The organism is Natroniella sulfidigena (assembly GCF_023223645.1).
Lineage (GTDB): Bacteria > Bacillota > Halanaerobiia > Halobacteroidales > Halobacteroidaceae > Natroniella > Natroniella sulfidigena.
Genome location: NZ_JALKBY010000022.1, coordinates 1 through 18,840, shown reverse-complemented (window position 1 = coordinate 18,840; position 18,840 = coordinate 1). Strand labels below are relative to the sequence as shown.

The following is an 18,840-nucleotide window of genomic DNA, read 5'->3' as shown; positions in this document are numbered from 1 at the left end:
ATTAATACTACTTTTTAATACATCTAGAATATTATGACAGGAGGAAATAAGATGGATATTAGTAAAGAATTAGAAATAATTAAACGTGGTACAGCTGAAATAATTGGAGAGGATACACTACAGGATAAATTAAAAGAAGCTAAAGAGGAAGGACGAGCCTTAAGGGTTAAGTTGGGTTTAGATCCATCAGCACCTGATATTCATTTAGGCCATACTGTTGTTTTACAGAAATTAAAGCAATTTCAGGACCTAGGTCATGAAATCTATTTATTGATTGGAGATTTTACGGGAAGAATTGGTGATCCAACTGGAAAATCTTCAGCTAGAAAACAACTGACAAAAGAAGAAGTTAAGGAGAATGCTAAGACGTATGAAGAACAGATTTTTAAAATTTTAGATCCTGAGAAGACGGAGGTTGTCTTTAATAGTCAGTGGTTTAAAGAGTTAGATTTTGCTGATGCTATTGAGTTATCTTCTAAATATACAGTGGCTCGAATGTTAGAGAGAGAAGATTTTTCTAATCGCTATCAAAATAATCAATCGATCAGCATCCATGAATTCTTTTATCCTTTATTACAGGGATATGATTCTGTAGCAATTAAAGCTGATGTAGAGTTAGGTGGAACTGATCAGAAGTTCAATTTATTAGCAGGACGTAATTTGCAAAAAGAGCATGGACAAGATCCACAGGTTGTAATTATGATGCCTTTATTAGAAGGACTAGATGGTGTTGATAAGATGAGTAAGAGTAAGGGTAACTATATTGGAATTGATGAAAAACCTCAAGAGATGTATGGCAAGACGATGTCGATGCCAGATGAGTTGATTGGGCGTTATTTTGAGTTATTGACAGATCTATCTTTAGAAGAATTAGCAGAAGTCAAAGAAAATCTAGCTAATGGAGAATTGCATCCAATGAAAGCAAAGAAGAGGTTAGGTCGGGAGATTGTCAGTAAATATTATGATCAAACAACAGCTTTAGAAGCTGAAAAGGAGTTTGAGAAGGTATTTAAGCAAGGGGATTTACCTGAAGATATTCCTGAAGTTGATATTTCTAGTCAAGATTTAGAAGATGGTCAATTATGGATAGTTAAATTAGTAGCTGCTACTGGTTTGGTCGATAGTAATAGTCAAGCAAGAAGGATGATTAAGCAGGGAGCAGTAAAAATTGATGGTGACAAGTATGATCAGATAAATCTAGATCTTGAAGTTGAAGATGGAATGATCATTAGAGTTGGAAAGCGTAGATTTGCAAAAATAAATTTAATCTAAGAATTAGACACAGAATCACCCTTTAACTAATACAATAGTAAAGAGGTGATTCTATGCAAATCCCTTTTAAAAAGTTAATTATGGTTGGTTTAATTATAATTATCATTATGGTAGTTTCTGCTATCTTTTTGATTGAGACTAAATTACAGCCGGGGTTACATAACATTTATAAATCTGATGTAACAGGAATGTTAACAACAATTATTAATGAAGCAGTTAATGAGGAGACCGATACATTAAAATATAATGATTTGGTTACGATTCAGACTAACCGCGAAGGTCATATAATTATGATGCAGCCTAATTTGCAGGCTGTAAATGATCTTTCATCTAATATTGCTGTAGGGATTCAACAGATATTAGATAAGGCCCATAGTAGAACTGTTGAAATTCCTCTCTTTCAGATCTTTGGATTTGAGATTCTTTCTCGTTACAGTCCATTAGTGACTGCAGAGATTATCCCTTATGGTTATGTAAAAACTAATATACAAGATGATTTTCAATCAGCTGGAATTAATCAAACACGACATAAGATTTATTTAGAAGTTAAAACTGAAGCAAGTGTAGTTGTTCCTTTATTGACCACACAAGTACAGGTAGATACTGATATTCCATTGACCGAAGCAATTATTGTAGGTCAAGTACCAGAGGTTTATGTAGGTTTAGAAGAAGGAATATTTGAGGAAGGGACGATTACAAAAGGGGAGTGAAATCAAAAATTTAATAGTGCTAGATTGAGAATGATTCCAAGCAAGCGTAAGCTTGCTTTCTTTATTATTGAGGAAACTATTTTTTAAATGGGTTACTTAAACTTAAACTCAAATTCATATGTGTTAGATATGAAGAAGCTGGTTATAATAAAAGATAACTCTATGTGGATGAGAGGATGAGAAGTTTAGGATGAGACGGGGGCAAGAATTAATTGGGTTGCCGATAGTTGATTTAGAAGATGGGGAGCTTATTGGGAAGGTAGTAGATATTCTTTTCTCCCCAGAAAAAAAAGAGTTATTAGGGGTGAAAGCTAAAAATAATAAACTTTGGAAAGGAGCTCGATTGATTCCTCAAAAGTCTTTATATACCTTAGGGAAGGATATTGTTGTTATTAATAATAAGAGGGATTTAAAGCAAGCAGAAAAGAGTGTAGCAAGTTTAAATTCTGGAAAAGAAGTTATGGGCAAGGAAGTAATAACAGAAGAAGGTCAGGTTTTAGGGGCCGTTGAAGATGTGATTATTGATCAAGATCAGAAGTTGTTAGGTTATGAGTTGACTGATGGATTAATTCAAGATATTTTAACTGGAAGAAAACTTATTCTATTTGCTGAAATTGAATTAACTTATGGAGAAGATATAATTATTGTAACTAATGGGAATTAAATATTTCTAGCTGTTGGAGGGAGCTAAACTGAAGAATAAGAAGGCAATATTATTAGTTTGTTTATTATTAATAATAATTTTTTTATATCGGGTCAGGGTTATTTTATTGCCTTTTGTATTAGCAATATTATTGGCTTATTTAATTAATCCGATTATCAATAAATTAATTGATAAAAATCTACCAAGGTTAGGTGCTTTGATCTTTATTTTTGGAGTTGTAGGGACAGTTTTAGGGTTGACTGGTGCTATAGTAGTTCCTGCTTTGATTGAAGAGTTAGAGGTTTTAACCTATAAACTACCTATATATATTCAAAGGTTACAGGAGATAATTGATAGAATCAATATGCGATATGAACAGTTTAATTTACCACCGACAATCAATCTACTCTTAATTAGGGTTGTTGATAGATTAGAAGAGATTAGTTTGCAATTTATTGAACGGACTAGTCAGACTATTATTGGACTTGTTTCTAGAATGTTGAGTTTATTGTTGGCCCCGGTTCTTTCCTTTTATATTTTAAAAGATTTGAGTGTGATACAACGAGCTTGGTGGTCATTAATTCCAAGAGATTATCGATTAGGATTACAAAAGTTATTAGAGAGAATTAATTTGACCATATTCTGTTTTTTAAAGGGGCAGTTAATTGTTAGTTTATTAGTAGGTCTGTTAGCAATGTTGGGTTTATACATACTAGATGTTAAGTTTGCTCTGTTAATTGGAATTTTTGCAGGGATCACTAATGTAATTCCTTACTTTGGCCCTTTTATTGGAACATTACCAGCGATAATAGTTGCTTCTTTTGATTCCTTTAAGTTAGTATTGTGGGTTATTGTACTATTTTTTGTGATTCAACAATTAGAAGGTAATATTATTTCTCCTAAAGTTATGGGTGATGAATTAGGTTTGCATCCGGTTTTGATTATTTTTTCTTTATTAGCTGGCGGAGAGTTGTTTGGGATCATAGGAATGTTACTTGCTATTCCTGCTATAGCAATCATTAAAGAAGTGCTTAATTATCTATTTTATGAAATATTAATTACAGTTGACAATAGATAGCATTTTTAGTATTATGTAATTTAAGTTTAACTGAAGTTGATAATTAATTTGTAATTTTTGTTAATAGGAGGTTGTTGAAATGATTGAAATGAGCAGTACTCAGATAAGACAGAAATTTTTAGATTTTTTTGCTGATAAAGGACATCAAGTTTTGCCAAGTGCTCCATTAGTTCCTCAGGATGATCCTACTTTGTTATGGATTAATGCAGGGATGGCACCTTTTAAAGATTATTTTAATGGAAGTGCTACACCACCTAATTCTAGGATTGCTACTTCACAGAAGTGTATTAGAACTAATGATATTACAAATGTAGGAAAGACTGCCCGCCACCATACCTTCTTTGAAATGTTAGGTAACTTTTCTTTTGGTGACTATTTTAAAGAAGAGGCTATTGAGTGGGCTTATCAATTTTTGACCGAGGAATTAGGTTTGGAAGTTGATAAGCTGTGGATTTCAATTTATAAAGATGATGATCGTGCTTTTGAGATTTGGCATCAAGATATTGGGATTCCTAAAGATAGAATTGTCAGAATGGATAAGGATGAAAACTTCTGGGAAATTGGGACTGGCCCGTGTGGACCATGCTCTGAAATTCATTATGATCGTGGGATAGAATTTGGCTGCCCTGATGGGTGTAAGTTAGGTTGTGATTGTGATCGGTATTTGGAGGTTTGGAACTTAGTATTTACTCAATACAATAAGACTGAAGATGGGGAATATTTAGACCTACCTAATAAGAATATTGATACTGGAGTGGGATTAGAGCGATTAGCCTCTTTGTTACAAGGTGCTCCAACTAACTTTGAAACCGATCTATTTATGCCAATGATAGAGTTTATTACTCAAAATTGTGATGTAGAGTATGGAGAATCTAAAGAGGCTGATTTAGCAATTAAGGTAATTGCTGATCATATCAGAAGTATTACTTTTGCTATTGGAGATGGGGCCTTACCTTCAAATGAGGGGCGAGGTTATGTTGTTAGAAGAGTATTAAGACGAGCGGTGAGATATGCTAAGGTATTAGGGTTAGAAGCTCCTTTCTTACATAAAATTGTAGCAGTTGTAGTTGAAGTTATGGGAGATCATTATTCTGAGTTAGTTAAGCGAGAAGAACAGATTGTAAAGATTATCAAACAAGAAGAACTTCGCTTTGAGGAGACGCTAGAACAAGGAATGAATATGTTAGATGAAGTTATTGCGGAATTAAAAGAAGATAATTTAGATCAAATTCCTGGTGATAAAGTCTTTATGTTGTATGATACATATGGTTTTCCTGTAGAATTGACAGAGGAGATTGCCTCTGAACAGGATTTTAAAGTTGATCTTGATGGATTTGAAAAAGCTATGCAGCAACAGCGTAATAGAGCTAGAGAAGCTAGGGAAGACTATGATCAAGGCCATGGTGAATTGGAGTTATTTAAAGATTTAAGAAAGAGTTTAGGAGCAAGTCAATTTGTGGGGTATGAGGAGCAAGCAGTAAGAACGGAAGTGTTAGGAATTGTAAAAGATGAACAACAAGTTACAAAGATAACTGCTGGAGAAGAAGCTAAAGTGATCTTAGAGAAGACTCCTTTTTATGCAGAGAGTGGAGGACAAGTTGCCGATAAGGGGATTATAGAAACTGACTCTGCTAGTCTAAAGGTAATAGATGTTCAAGAGATTGCTGATGTAATTGTTCACCAAGTTGAGTTAGAGGCAGGTAGTTTAGAAGTAGGAGCTGAAGTTAAGGCTCAGATTACTTCAGAATTAAGGGTTGCTACTGCTAGAAATCATACTGCAACTCATTTATTACAGCAGGCTTTAAAGGAAGTATTAGGAGATCATGTCAAGCAGTCTGGTTCATTAGTAACTCCTAACAGATTACGATTTGATTTTACTCACTTTGAGGCTGTAACTAAAGAGCAGTTACGTAAGGTAGAAGAGGTAGTCAATCAAAAAATTATAGCTAATTTAGCAATGAAGATAGAGAAGATGGAGTTAGAGCAAGCTAAAGAAGTAGGAGCAACAGCTTTATTTGGAGAAAAATATGGAGAACAAGTTAGAGTTGTTAAAATAGGAGATTATAGCTTGGAGTTATGTGGTGGAACACATGTAGATCAGACTGGAGAGATTGGTTTCTTTAAGATTTTAGATGAATCAGGGATTGCAGCTGGTGTCAGAAGGATTGAAGCAGTGACTGGACAAGAAGGATTGAATTATGTTCAGCAACAAGAAGATATGATTGCTGATGTAGCTACTAAGCTAAAGGCAAATCCAGATGAAATTGTAGATAAAGTAGTTAGTTTACAAAATGAATTAAAGAGTTTGGAAAAAGAAATCACTAGTTTAAAAGATAAATTAGCATCTTCGCAAAGTGAAGATTTAATTTCTAAGGTTGAAGAGATTAATGGAGTCAATGTATTGATAGATGGTGTGGATGGATTGGATAATGCAGGATTAAGAAAGATGGGAGATAATTTGAAACAAGAGTTGGATTCAGGAATAATTATTTTAGGATCTAAAGTAGAAGAGAAGGTAGCTTTTGTAGCTATGATAACTGATGATTTAGTAGAGCAAGGGTATCATGCTGGAGAGATTATTGGACAAGTTGCTCAAGTTGCTGGTGGTGGTGGCGGTGGTCGTCCTACTATGGCTCAAGCTGGTGGTAGTCGACCTGATAAGCTAACTGCTGCTTTAGAAAAAGCAAAAGAGATTATTGTAGCTAATTAACAGGAAAAATAAAATGTATAAAGAATATATATAGCAGGAAGACTATTAATAGGTATTGAGGTGAATACAATGAGCGATATGGATAAAACTATGATGTTTAGAGTCAGAAAAGATGATGAAAATGAAGTAGCTAAAGTTTTAAAAGAAGTTTATCAAGCTTTAGATGAAAAGGGATATAATCCTATCGATCAGATTGTAGGTTATATTTTATCAGGCGATCCTGCTTATATTACTAGTCATCAAGAAGCTAGAAGTAAGATTAGAAAGTTTGAACGGGATGAAATTATTGAGGAGTTAGTCAAGAGTTATTTGAAGTAGCGGAGTGATTAAATGAAAAAAGTGGTAATATTGTTTAGTATAATAGGGATGATGATTTTATTTCCAATTAGAGGTAATGCTACGGAGGCTGAAGGTAGATTTGTCTTATTTGTAATGGATGGAGTTGACATTACTGAACTAAATGAATTGGAAACACCGAACTTGGACTATTTAAGTTCTATTGGAGCAGTAGGTTTAATGAATACTAGAACGGCTGGGGGATTAGAAGCTACAAATACTTACTTAACACTTGGTGCTGGAGAGAGGGCCAAAGTAGGTAGAGCTGGTTTTTTAAACTTCAATTTAATTGAAAACTATCAAGGAAATAATGTAGAAGATTTATACCTTAGAAGAGTAGGTCAACTAGAGGCTGATTTTGAGATTGCAAATATTGAATTTGCTCGAATAATAGCCGAGAATAAGTCTGGGGATTATCAACCACAAATTGGAAAGTTAGGAACTTTATTAGCAGAGGCAGATGCTAAAGTTAGTGTTTTGGGTAATGCAGATGTTTTAGAACAGCCACGGCGACATATAGCATTATTAGGGATAAATGAATATGGAGTTATTAATCAAGGGGATGTTGGTCCGATGATGAGCCTTAAATCGGATCAGCATCCTTCTGGTTTTATAACTGACCAAGGTTATCTATTGGGGGAGTTTGAACATTATTATCAAAATAGTGATTTAATTATTGTTGAATCTGGCGATACCTCTAGGATTGAAGCGATTGATTATTTGTTAACAGCTGAAAAGTATAACCAAGCAAAGCAAGAAGCAGTCAAGCGGGTTGATAATTTACTAGGAGAGATTATTGATAGAGTTGATTTAGAAAAGGATCATTTATTTGTTGTAACTCCTACCCCTTCTAAGCAAGGAATTAGAGCAGGGGATAGGTTGACAGTAACTTTAGGTGTTGGCCCTAGGATTGAGTCAGGGTTATTGACTTCAGGAACAACAAGGAGAGCTGGCTTGGTTACTAATCGTGACTTAGCTAGTACTATTTATAATTATTTGACTGAAGAAAAGGCTAATTTGAGTGGAAGGGTAATTAGTAGTATTAGCTCTGAAGATTCAATAGATTACTTAGCAAGGTTAAATCAGATGATTAAAGCTACTTTTAGTTGGCGACCTACCTTGATTAAAGGGTTTATTTTATTACAGATTATTACTTTAGCCTTAGCAGGGAGTTTGATCCTAACCAAGAATAATAAATTTAATTTAAGGGCAATTGTTAAGTATTTAATTGTCAGTATTTTGTGGTTGCCTAATCTCTTTTTATTATCTAGATTCTTTATTTTACAACAAATGTTAATTGTTGTTATAGGTTGGATTATTTTAATTTTGGCCCTAAGTTATTTATTAATCAATCAGACCAGTAATCATTTAAAAGTAATACTTGTACCAGCATTGGTAATGACAACTTTATTGATTGCTGATTTATGGTCAGAAGGAAGATTGATTAGATTATCGATTTTAGGTTATTCGCCAGTGATTGGAGCTAGATTTTATGGGATTGGTAATGAATTCATGGGAGTTTTAATTGGAGCAAGTGTGATTGGACTTACTACTTTAAAGGAAATTAAACCTCAACTTTCAAATTTAGTATTATTGATTTTATTTGGGTTAATGATTTTAACGGTTGGTCATCCTCAATTAGGGGCCAACTTTGGAGGGTTAGTTACAGCTGTAATTGTCTATAGCATTACCTATTTTAAATTAGAAGGTTATAATTTAGATTTGAAGTTAGCATTAAAGACAAGCTTAATCTTAATAGTTATTGTTGGATTGATTATAGTTGCTGACTTAACTGGTCAACTTGCTACTAGGACTCATTTGGCCCAAGCAGTTTTAGGAGGGCCTAGGAATTTATTGTTAATTATCTATCGTAAATTAAGCATGAATTTAAAATTATTAAGCTGGACTATCTGGAGTAAAGTCTTACTTTCTTTTATCTTAATTTTAATTTTATTATTTAAAAAGCCCCAAGGGATGTTAAGGGATCTTTTAGGGTTATATCCTAATTTGACTGCTGGTTTTAGTGGTTTATTAATTGGTAGCGTGATTAGTATGTTAATTAATGATTCAGGGGTAGTAGCTGCTGCTACATTATTACTCTATCCTGTTTTTTCATTGTTGTATTTAGTCTTAGGAGAAATAAAATTAAGTTGAAAAAAGGGATTGATCATCTTATGGATAATAATGTAATAAAAAGGAAGGTGATTCTAATTTTTTCAACAATAAGTAATTTGTTAAAGAGTGAAGAGCAGGGGGATGATTTTAAGTATCGGTTAGCTCTAGATATAGGCACTGAATATGTCAAAGCAGCTATAGTTAAGTTTAACAGTAAAAGTTCTGAAGTTATTGGCTATGGGCAGAGTAAACAAGATTATTCAAATATGGAAGGTGGAGCTATTTCTGATATCCAAGAAGTAGTTAAGGTCTGCCATCAAGCGATTGAGCAAGCAGAGAAGATGGCAGAAGTTAGTCCAGGACAGATTGCAATTGGGATTGCAGGAGAATTTGTTAAAGGAATAGTTACTGATGTTAAGCAGAAACGATCGTTTCCAAAGCGAAAACTAAAGAAAAAAGAAATAGATAGCTTAGTTAGTAAAGGTCAAAAGGAAGCATTAGAGTTAGCTCAAGAAGAATTGTTGGCTGATGTAGGTTTAAATAATATCAAGGTTGAATTAGTAAATTCTTCTGTAGTTGAGATGAAGATAGATGGTTATAAAGTAACAAACCCTGAACAGTTTCAAGGCAAAAATTTAGAGATTAGCATCTTTAATACTTTTGCACCTTTAGTTCATGTAGGGGCTTTAAGAACAGTTGCTAAAAGATTAGGATATGATTTAGTAGGGATTATTGCTGAACCGTTTGCGATTGCAAAAAGTATTATGAGTAATGAAGCTTATGAATTTGGGGTAATTGTGATTGATATTGGTGGTGGGACAACCGATGTTGCTTTAATTAGAAATGGTGGAATTGAAGGAACTAAGATGTTTGGTTTTGCAGGGCGAGATTTTACTAAGGTATTGGCTAGAAATTTGAATTTATCGTTAGAAGAAGCTGAAGAATTAAAATTAATGTATTCAGTAGGTAAATTAGATTCGGATATAATGGAGAAAATAGAAAGAATATTGAAAAGCAATTTTGATTTATTGTATGAAGGGATTGAAGTAGCCTTAAAAGGGTTGGCTTCTGGAGAAGCTTTACCCCAAAAGATATACTTATGTGGTGGAGGTAGTGCTTTAAAGGGATTGGTCAATGGAATTGAGGAAAGAAAACTGTATGAGGATTTACCTTTTTTTAAAAAACCAAAGATTAAATTGTTAAAACCAGATGATATTGAAGGGGTTAACGATCAGGTTGGTTTAACAGAAATAGAGAATGTTACTCCTAAAAGTTTGGCTTTACAGACAACTTTATTTCAAGGAATGAATAAAGAAAACTTATGGAAAAAGGTGATTTCTAACTTTGCTTAGTTGAGAGGGGATGAATATGCTAGAGGATTATGTCAAAATATATATAGACCCTGAAGAACCGTTGAATTCATTGTTAGATAAGATTCAAACTGTCGAAAATGATACATTGGTGATTATTGTTCATAAAAAGTCATCAATTTTTGTGGGACAAGTTAATTTAGAGTTGATTAAGAATTATGCTCAACGGGCAGGGAAGAAATTAATCTTTATAACTGATGTTACTAAAACTAAAAAGTTACTGACTAAAGTTGGATTTGAGGTCTATTCTGATCTAGAGAAGATTGAAGGGGAGAATGAGGATGATCAAAAAGAAGTTGAATCTGAAGAAAGAAGATCATTATTAGATGAAGATGATGACCAGGGTGATCAGTCTGATCATCAAGAGAATAAAGGTGGTCTATTTAAAAAGCTCATTGGCTGTGGAGCTGGACTATTATTATTAGCTTTAGTCTGGTTTTATTTTTCATTTTCAGTAGCTACTGTAGAGGTTACTCCAGTCTTCGAAACTAAGGATTTATCTAATCAGATTAAAGCCGTTAAGGAAGTAGAAGATATTAAATCAAGTGAGAATAAGATGTCGCTGTTAAGTGAAGAGCTTGAATTAAGTCAAGAATTTAAAATTGAAACGACTGGTCAGCAACGAATTGGTGTTGAACGAGCAGAAGGTGTTTTAGCTTTGATCAATGATACTCGCCAAGAAGTAGTTATTCCTGCTGAAAGTGAAGTAGCTACTCAAAATGGAACTAGATTTAGAACTGTCAATCGAGTAACAGTTCCTCCAGCGGAAGTGGATAAATTTATGGGAAGGGTAGTAGGAATGAAAGCTGGTAGGGCAGAAGTCAATATTGAAGCAGTTGATAAGGGGGTAGCTGGAAATGTAAGTAAAGGGAGAATTGTTGAACTTGGTGATTCATATCCTGTGACAGTTGTTAATCCTGAGGATACACAAGGTGGAGCGGATGAAGAGGTTAGTGTTGTTACTAGAGAGGATCTTGCTAGGGGAGTAGAGCAGTTAAAAGAAGAATTAAGATCAGAAGTTGAAGGTGGATTTGAAGATAAGTTTTCAGGTGATTTTCTATTCTTTTCCGATCAGCTTGAGATTGAAAATGAGGATGTTGTAGTTGAAGCTGAAGTAGGGGATGTAATGGATGAATTTCAGATTGTTGGTAATATAACAGCAACCGGTTTAGCAGTTAAAAGGGAGGAATTAAAGGAGTTAATCTTTGAATTATACCAAAATAATCTTACTGATAACTTTAAATTAGCTGATTCTCAGGTTATAATTAAAGATATAGATATAGAAGAGGCTACTCCTGCGGAAGCTATTTTGACTGTAGAAAGTAGTGGACAAGTTAAGGGTAAAGTAGATGAAGATAAGTTGTTTAGTAATCTAATAGCAAAAGAAATTGTTGAAATAAAAAATATTTTTGATAAAATGGAAGAAATAGCTGATTATAAGATTAAAGCTGATGATCGATCTAGGTTACCGCAATTTAGTTTTGGAATTGATTTAGTAATTAATGAGCCACAGGGGCAATGAAGGGAGTAGCTAAGATGAGAATAATGGGATTGGATTTAGGAGATAAGAAGACGGGGGTGGCAGTCAGTGATGCTTTAGGCTGGACAGCTCAAGGAAAGAGTGTAGTTGAAGCTGAATCAATAGAAGATAAATTAGATTATATTTGTTCTTTAATTGAGCAATATAATATAGAGGAAGTAATAGTAGGACTACCTAAGAATATGGATGGCTCATTAGGGCCAAGAGCTGAGAAAGTACTGGAGTTTGTAGAGCAGTTAGAAGATAGGATTGATCTTCCAGTAAAAACTTGGGATGAGCGGTTATCAACTGTTGCAGCGGAAAGGACTCTTCTTGAAGCAGATTTGAGCAGAAAGAAGAGAAAAGATGTAATTGATAAGATGGCTGCGGTGGTTATTTTACAGAATTACCTAGATAGTAAAAATCCGTAGAAGGATTTTTACATCTACGAAGAGTCCGCAGGACTCGGAGGAGAAAGTAGGAGATTAATGTACAATGTAGAATTGACAATTTACAATTAAAAGTACGTGATTATAATTAAGCCTAAGTTTGAGTCTAAGTCTAAGTAAGAGCTAAGTTCTTATGTTTTTAATGGTTGACTTAACCTCAACCTTAAACTTGAACTTAATAAACTAAAGAGGTGATTTTAAAAATGGAAAATGAAGGTTTAATCAAAGTAGTAGATGAAGAAGAAGGGGTTGTCGTATTAGAAGATCATGATGGGGAACAAAGAGAATATGAAATAGTAACTGTCTTAGATGTAGAAGATGAAACTTATCTAATCTTACTCCATGAGGAAGATGATGATACTGGAGAAGGATATGCTTTAAAGGCTGTTGAAGATGAGGCAGGCAATAAAGCTTATCAACCAGTAGTAGATGAAGATGAGTTAGTTAAAGTTCAACAAGAATTAGCTGCAACCTATCAGTAACTCTTATTTTTGGCCCCCTTTTTTTAAACTAAGGTATAAAATTTATGAAAATAGTCAATAATGATAATAGAAACTCAGATGAAAGGGGGCTTTATATGTTATTAACAGAAACTTTTTTAGATGATATGTATTTTAGAATAGAGAGTACTACTCATGCTTTAGAAAGAATGGAAGAAAGAGAGATAGACCAGGAACTAGTAACAGCAATTATTCTGAGTTTAGATCAGAAATTATTAAAGTATAATGATACTGGAGAAGAAATTGCGATTGTTGATCAAGAGAACAACTTGGCTGTGATTATTGAGGTAAGAGAGTTTAAAGCGGTAGTTATTACTGTTATAGACCGTTCTAATATACATATTAAAGACGGTACTCGGCTTGAAGAGATAGCTTGATATTGTATGATTTGGTTAGGCATCTTAGACTTAACAGAGTCTAGGGTGTCTAATTTATATTTAGGACTTTTTTGATTTGCGAAATAAGAGAATATTGTTTATAATAAGGGAGAAAATGTAGAAGAAGGGATGTGGCAAATGTTAGCTACTAAAGTCTTAAAAAGAATAGGAATTCTACTAGTATTAGTACTATTTATAGTTAATTTTGCTCTATTTAATTATGGACGACAGCTATTAGAGCCTGTAGATTATAATTTAACACAAGAAGATAAATTAGTTGAAATCAAGCCGAACACTTCTATAAATGGAATTGGAGAAATGTTGTATCAAAAGGGTTTAATTAGGAGTCCTTTCAGTTTTAGAACTTATTTGAGAGTCAAAGATTTAGCACGACGTGTACAAGCTGGCCATTATAAATTAAATTCTGGAATGTCGACTCCAGAAATCATTGACAAGCTAGTTAGAGGGAAGACTGCTAATTATACTATTACAGTGTCTGAGGGAGCTAGAGTTGAGCAGGTTGCAGATTTGTTGGCTAGAAAGGGGTTTGATAGTGATAAGTTTTTGGAGTTGGCCCGGACTAAAGATTTGGAATTTTTACCAGAGCGGGATGATATAAAGTATAACTTGGAAGGCTTTTTATTTCCTAATACTTATCAGATTCCTTATGGAAGTTCTGAGCGTGATGTGATTAGAATTATGCTCAATGAATTTAACAAACAAGTCAGCCCCTTAGAGGAGCAGATAGAGGCCAGTGATTATGACTTGCATGAGATAGTGACTATTGCATCTTTGATCGAAGGGGAAAGAAAGGTAGCAATTGAGGAGCCTTTGATTGCTAGTGTGATTTATAATCGCTTAGAGAGAGGGATGAGATTACAGTTAGATGCTACTGTTCAATATAGCTTGCCTGAGCATAAATCGAGATTATTATATAGGGATTTAGAAGTCGATTCACCATATAATACTTATAAAATCTCTGCTTTACCGCCAGGGCCAATCAACAATCCTAGTCTATCAGCAATCAATTCTGCTTTAAACCCTGCTGAGACTGAGTATTTATATTATGTGGCTACAACTGGAGGTTATCATGAATTTACTAAAACTTATCAAGAACATTTAGAAGTACAACAAAGATCAAATAATTAAGTTGCTAACGGGAATAATAATTAAAGGTTGATAATTTAATAAGGGTGGTATTAATGAGTAATATATTACAGGAATGGATTATTGATTATTTACGAAAAGAACAACCAGCAATGTCAGGAAATTTAAAAGAGATTGAAGCAGAAGCTAAAGCGAGGAATATTCCGATTATTGAGCCAGAGGTCGGGAATTTATTGAGTTTATTAGTTAAAATCAATGCACCACGAAGGATTTTAGAGCTAGGAACTGCTACTGGATATTCTACTTTATGGCTGGCTAAAGAGTTTAGAGGAGAAGAGATTGTAACGATTGAGTTAAAAGAAGCAGATGCCCAGCAAGCAGAGCAAAATTTTAAAAGGCTTGGTTGTGATAATATTGAGTTGATAGTGGGGGATGCATTAGAGGTCATGCCTCAATTAAATGGTAAGTTTGATTTGATCTTTATTGATGCAGCTAAAGGGCAGTATCTTAACTTTTTAGAGGAAAGCCTTGATTTAGTTACAGATGGAGGTTTGATTATAGCAGATGATGTCTTATTTAAGGGAATGATTGCTGATGATCGTTTTTATCATCCACGTTATAGTACTTTAGTGAAAAGATTAAGAGAGTATGTGGAGCAGGTTATGAATCATCAGCAATTAACTTCATCGATAATCCCACTAGGAGATGGAGTAGCAATCAGTGTTAAGAGGGAGGAAATATAAGTGGAAATACCAGAGTTATTGGCTCCAGCAGGCAATTTGGAAAAGTTAAAGATGGCGGTCTTATATGGAGCAGATGCAGTTTATGTTGGAGGAGAAGATTATGGATTGCGTAAGAAGGCAGGAAATTTTTCTATTAAACAGTTGGAAGAAGGGATTGAATTTGCTCATCAAGCGGGGGTAAAGGTTTATGTGACGGTCAATATTATTCCCCATAATGATGATTTGATCGGTTTACCTGAATATATTAAAGATTTAGAGAAGTTAGGGATAGATGCTGTCATTGTAGCAGATCCAGGAGTTTTTTCAATCGTTAAGGAGGTAGCTCCTAACTTAGAAGTACATATTAGCACGCAAGCGAATAATACTAATTGGGCAAGCGTTAAGTTTTGGAAAGGCCAGGGAGCGGATAGAGTTATTTTGGCCCGGGAGTTGTCCTTAGAGGAGATTAAAAAGATTGAGCAGAGAGTTGATCTTTCTTTAGAGGTATTTATGCATGGAGCGATGTGTATCTCTTATTCGGGGCGTTGTCTGTTGAGTAATTATATGATCGATCGTGATGCTAATCGAGGAGAATGTGCTCATTCTTGTCGCTGGAAGTATACTTTAATGGAGGAAGAACGACCTGGGCAATATTATCCTATTCATGAGGATGAGCAGGGAACATATATCTTCAATTCTAAGGATTTATGTATGGTTGAGCATCTACCTGAGTTGATTGCTAGTGGGGTAGATAGTTTAAAGATTGAGGGAAGGATGAAGAGTTTACATTATGTAGCTACAGTTACGAATGTATATCGGAGAGCATTGGATGAGTATAAAGCTGATCCAGAAAATTATCAGTTTAATCCTAAGTGGTTGGCCGAATTAAAGAAGATTAGTCATCGGCACTATACTACTGGGTTTTATTTTGATCGTCCTACTGGCAAGGAGCAAAATTATACATCTTCTGGTTACTCTAGAGATTATGATTTTATGGGAATTGTTCGTAATTATCTTCCTCAGACAGAAGAAGCAGTAATTGAAGTTAGAAATAAATTCTTTCAAGGGGATCAAGTGGAGATTTTTGGCCCTGAGACCGATACTTTTGTTGAAGTGATAGATCAGATCAAGGATGAAGATGGCAAAGAGATTGAAGCTGCTCCTCATCCACATCAATTAATTACAGTTAAGGTAAATCAATCTGTTAATAAATATGATTTAGTCAGACGAGAGCGGGAAGGAGAATAATTGTGCAACCAGTCTTAATCGGAATTACAGGAGGAACAGGTTCAGGAAAGACAACAGTAGCAGAAACAATAATTGAGCAGTTGGATTATGAAGAGGTAGCAATGATTGAACAGGATGCTTATTATAAAGATCAGAGCCATCTTAGTTTAGAAGAGCGAGTAGAGACAAATTATGATCATCCGTTTGCTTTTGATACTGAGTTGTTAGTTGAGCATTTGGAGCAGTTGTTGGCCCGTAAACCTATTGAAAAGCCGGTTTATAGCTTTAAAGAGCATACTCGATTAGATGAGGTTGTAACTATTGCTCCCTGTAAAGCAATTATTTTAGAGGGGATTTTGGTTTTAGAGAATAAAAAACTGAGGGATATGTTGGATATAAAAATCTATGTAGATACTGATAATGATGTTAGATTTATCAGGAGATTGGTTAGGGATATTAAAGAAAGAGGAAGAGATATGGAGTCGGTAATCAATCAATATTTGGATGTTGTTCGTCCAATGCATCAACAGTTTATAGAGCCAACTAAGAAGTATGCTGATATTATTATTCCTGAAGGTGGTTATAATAAGGTAGCAGTTGATATTTTGGTGACTAAGATAAAATCGATTATTGAGGGGATAGATTAAAGTGGACACCCAAACGATGGAGGTTAAAGTGGTTAAAAAGGAACTGTCTTTTGTTGATAAGATCTTGAAGGCTTATGAAGGTTTAGCAATGGTTACTGTGGTAGGAACAGAAGGAGAGATTGGTAAACTAAAATTGGAGTTTACTGAAGGGACTAAGGATGATCTTTTAGAAATATTGAATGATTTACAGAATAAAGTTTCTTTGGAAATAGTTGAAGATAAATAAATAATCAGGACAGGCACAATAAGTTCAATCACCTCATATAGATATAAATAGAGACTGGTTTCAATTTAGGAGGTGATTGGCCAGTGGTGCCTTCTTTTTTTATTCATTTAGGTTCTAATTTAATGGATGGGATTATGTTGTTGGTCTCTTATATCTCTAATGGGACTATTTTTCCTCAACCTTTAGATAAAAAAGATGAGAAATTGTATTTAGAAAAGTTAAAAAATGGGGATCCAGAAGCTAAAAATATTTTAATTGAGCATAATATGAGGTTAGTGGCTCATATTGTAAAGAAGTTTGACAATACAAAGTTCGATAATGAGGATCTGATTTCAATTGGTTCGATTGGTTTGATTAAAGCAATCGATAGTTTTGATCCTGATAAAAATACTAAGTTGGCAACTTATGCAGCACGTTGTATTGAGAATGAGATACTAATGCATTTAAGACGAACTAAAAAATTGAAGAATGAAAAGTTGATGCATGAGCCTATTGGTTCAGATAAGGAAGGAAATGAGATTAGATTAATTGATATTTTAGGAACAGCAATTGATATTGTCAGTGATGAAGTAGAATTGGTATTGGAAGAAGAGAAGCTATATGAAAAATTAACTGAGCTTGATCTTAGAGAAAGGAGAGTATTAGAATTAAGGTATGGGTTGAAAGATGGAAAAAAGAGAACCCAAAGAGAGATTGCAGAAAAGATGGATATATCCCGTTCATATGTATCAAGAATTGAAAAAAAAGCTGTTAATAAGCTAACTAAAAAGTTTACTTTAGAAGGGTACTAGATTTTCTAGTGCTCTTTTTTCTTTTTATTAATAGTATTGGCTCCTAGGGTGTTGGCCCTGGGATTTTTTTGTTTTATAAAAATGAATTTAAGTATAGATCTAGAAGCTAAATAATAAGTTTAGGAATTTATTTCCTGTTATAAAATAAAGAAATGAAGGGGGAAGAAACATAATGAAAAGTAAAATCGCTGAAGCAATTAAGTTAAACCGAGAACCTGTAGCAATACTGTGGAGTGATCAAAAACCTGAAGATGCTATTCAATTTAAAGAAGGAAGATGGGGTTGTGTTATTTCATTACTGAGCCAGGCTAGCAAAGGAAAGATAGCAGCTTTTGATGAAAAGACTTGTGGCTGCGTTGGCGGGGCCAAGGGCTTAGGTTTTAAAGATTATGAATCAGGTGAAATTGAACATTTTCTTTCTGATGGAGAGAAATGTGAACGTGAGGGTGAGTTTTATAAGAAGAATCCTGAGTATGCTCGTAAATTCATTAAAAGTTTACCTGATATTTTTGTTTCTACAGAGTATGTAATATTCAAGCCTTTATCAAAGGTGGAGGCTAATGAAGAACCAAAGGCAGTGGTCTTTTTAGTAAATGCTGATCAGCTTTCAGGGTTAGTTACTTTGGCAAACTTTGATCGACCTACTAAAGATAATGCGACTATCTTTTTTGGAGCTGGTTGTCACAGTACTATTATAGAAGTTTTGAATCAAGGACTTAGTGAAGAACCTAAAGGATTAATTGGACTGACAGATCCTTCAGCTCGGAAATTTATTGATCAAGATTTACTTTCTTTTAGTCTGCCTTATCAACGTTTCTTAGAATTAGAGGATGAAGTTGAGAATAGCTTTTTAACTAAAGAAACTTGGGCAGATATTAAAGAGAGGATTTGAAAATTTAGTATGATAAATAAATCTCAAAAAAGATTGGAGGAGAGCAATGAAAAAATATTTTATCATACTGTCTCACTATCGTTGCATTGTTAAAAAAATATAGATCTACTAACTCAATCAAATCAAATTAGCAATCAAATATTTATAGC

Annotated in this window: 19 protein-coding genes; all 19 read left to right on the top strand. The window is 34.1% G+C overall.

The features are described from left to right. Positions 1-51 precede the first annotated feature (51 nt). Entirely contained in the window at positions 52-1,272 is a 1,221-nt protein-coding gene (gene tyrS / locus MWH28_RS12090; RefSeq protein WP_248619647.1) for a tyrosine--tRNA ligase, read from the top strand. Positions 1,273-1,325: 53 nt separating this feature from the next. After that, complete coding sequence (gene yunB, locus MWH28_RS12085; RefSeq protein WP_248619646.1) at positions 1,326-1,982, top strand: sporulation protein YunB; 657 nt, start codon at positions 1,326-1,328, stop codon at positions 1,980-1,982. A gap of 190 nt (positions 1,983-2,172) precedes the next feature. Then, positions 2,173-2,646, top strand: coding sequence for a PRC-barrel domain-containing protein (locus MWH28_RS12080; RefSeq protein ID WP_248619645.1), 474 nt, complete (start codon positions 2,173-2,175; stop codon positions 2,644-2,646). A gap of 13 nt (positions 2,647-2,659) precedes the next feature. Next, entirely contained in the window at positions 2,660-3,703 is a 1,044-nt protein-coding gene (locus MWH28_RS12075; protein ID WP_248619644.1) for an AI-2E family transporter, read from the top strand. Between the two features lie 79 nt (positions 3,704-3,782). Next, positions 3,783-6,413, top strand: coding sequence for an alanine--tRNA ligase (gene alaS / locus MWH28_RS12070; protein WP_248619643.1), 2,631 nt, complete (start codon positions 3,783-3,785; stop codon positions 6,411-6,413). A 69-nt stretch (positions 6,414-6,482) separates the two neighbouring features. Further along, positions 6,483-6,731: an IreB family regulatory phosphoprotein gene (locus MWH28_RS12065; RefSeq protein WP_248619642.1), complete on the top strand. Its 249-nt coding sequence runs from the start codon at positions 6,483-6,485 to the stop codon at positions 6,729-6,731. Between the two features lie 12 nt (positions 6,732-6,743). After that, on the top strand, positions 6,744-8,903 hold the full coding sequence (locus tag MWH28_RS12060; RefSeq protein WP_248619641.1) for a hypothetical protein: 2,160 nt from the start codon (positions 6,744-6,746) through the stop codon (positions 8,901-8,903). Positions 8,904-8,923: 20 nt separating this feature from the next. Further along, complete coding sequence (locus MWH28_RS12055) at positions 8,924-10,216, top strand: cell division FtsA domain-containing protein (RefSeq protein ID WP_248619640.1); 1,293 nt, start codon at positions 8,924-8,926, stop codon at positions 10,214-10,216. A 16-nt stretch (positions 10,217-10,232) separates the two neighbouring features. After that, the gene (locus MWH28_RS12050) at positions 10,233-11,756 is read left to right on the top strand and encodes a baseplate J/gp47 family protein (protein WP_248619639.1); all 1,524 of its coding nucleotides are present in this window, start codon (positions 10,233-10,235) and stop codon (positions 11,754-11,756) included. 14 nt (positions 11,757-11,770) lie between these two features. After that, positions 11,771-12,184, top strand: coding sequence for a Holliday junction resolvase RuvX (ruvX, locus tag MWH28_RS12045; RefSeq protein WP_248619655.1), 414 nt, complete (start codon positions 11,771-11,773; stop codon positions 12,182-12,184). 221 nt (positions 12,185-12,405) lie between these two features. Beyond that, the gene (locus MWH28_RS12040) at positions 12,406-12,684 is read left to right on the top strand and encodes a DUF1292 domain-containing protein (protein ID WP_248619638.1); all 279 of its coding nucleotides are present in this window, start codon (positions 12,406-12,408) and stop codon (positions 12,682-12,684) included. Between the two features lie 95 nt (positions 12,685-12,779). After that, positions 12,780-13,079, top strand: a complete 300-nt coding sequence (locus tag MWH28_RS12035; protein WP_248619637.1) for a DUF4258 domain-containing protein — start codon at positions 12,780-12,782, stop codon at positions 13,077-13,079. A gap of 138 nt (positions 13,080-13,217) precedes the next feature. After that, positions 13,218-14,228 carry an endolytic transglycosylase MltG gene (gene mltG / locus MWH28_RS12030; RefSeq protein WP_248619636.1) on the top strand — a complete coding sequence of 337 codons (1,011 nt, stop codon included), beginning with the start codon at positions 13,218-13,220 and terminating at the stop codon, positions 14,226-14,228. A 53-nt stretch (positions 14,229-14,281) separates the two neighbouring features. Next, complete coding sequence (locus tag MWH28_RS12025) at positions 14,282-14,929, top strand: O-methyltransferase (RefSeq protein ID WP_248619635.1); 648 nt, start codon at positions 14,282-14,284, stop codon at positions 14,927-14,929. Next, positions 14,930-16,156, top strand: a complete 1,227-nt coding sequence (locus MWH28_RS12020; RefSeq protein WP_248619634.1) for a peptidase U32 family protein — start codon at positions 14,930-14,932, stop codon at positions 16,154-16,156. Next, complete coding sequence (udk, locus tag MWH28_RS12015) at positions 16,156-16,782, top strand: uridine kinase (protein ID WP_345894779.1); 627 nt, start codon at positions 16,156-16,158, stop codon at positions 16,780-16,782. The genes MWH28_RS12020 and udk overlap by 1 nt, the downstream gene beginning before the upstream one ends. 28 nt (positions 16,783-16,810) lie before the next feature. After that, the gene (locus MWH28_RS12010) at positions 16,811-17,008 is read left to right on the top strand and encodes a DUF4911 domain-containing protein (RefSeq protein ID WP_248619632.1); all 198 of its coding nucleotides are present in this window, start codon (positions 16,811-16,813) and stop codon (positions 17,006-17,008) included. An 83-nt stretch (positions 17,009-17,091) separates the two neighbouring features. Further along, positions 17,092-17,799: an RNA polymerase sporulation sigma factor SigK gene (sigK, locus tag MWH28_RS12005; RefSeq protein ID WP_248619631.1), complete on the top strand. Its 708-nt coding sequence runs from the start codon at positions 17,092-17,094 to the stop codon at positions 17,797-17,799. A 172-nt stretch (positions 17,800-17,971) separates the two neighbouring features. Next, positions 17,972-18,691 (top strand): DUF169 domain-containing protein, encoded by a 720-nt coding sequence (locus MWH28_RS12000; RefSeq protein ID WP_248619630.1) that lies wholly within the window; start codon positions 17,972-17,974, stop codon positions 18,689-18,691. Positions 18,692-18,840 lie beyond the last annotated feature (149 nt).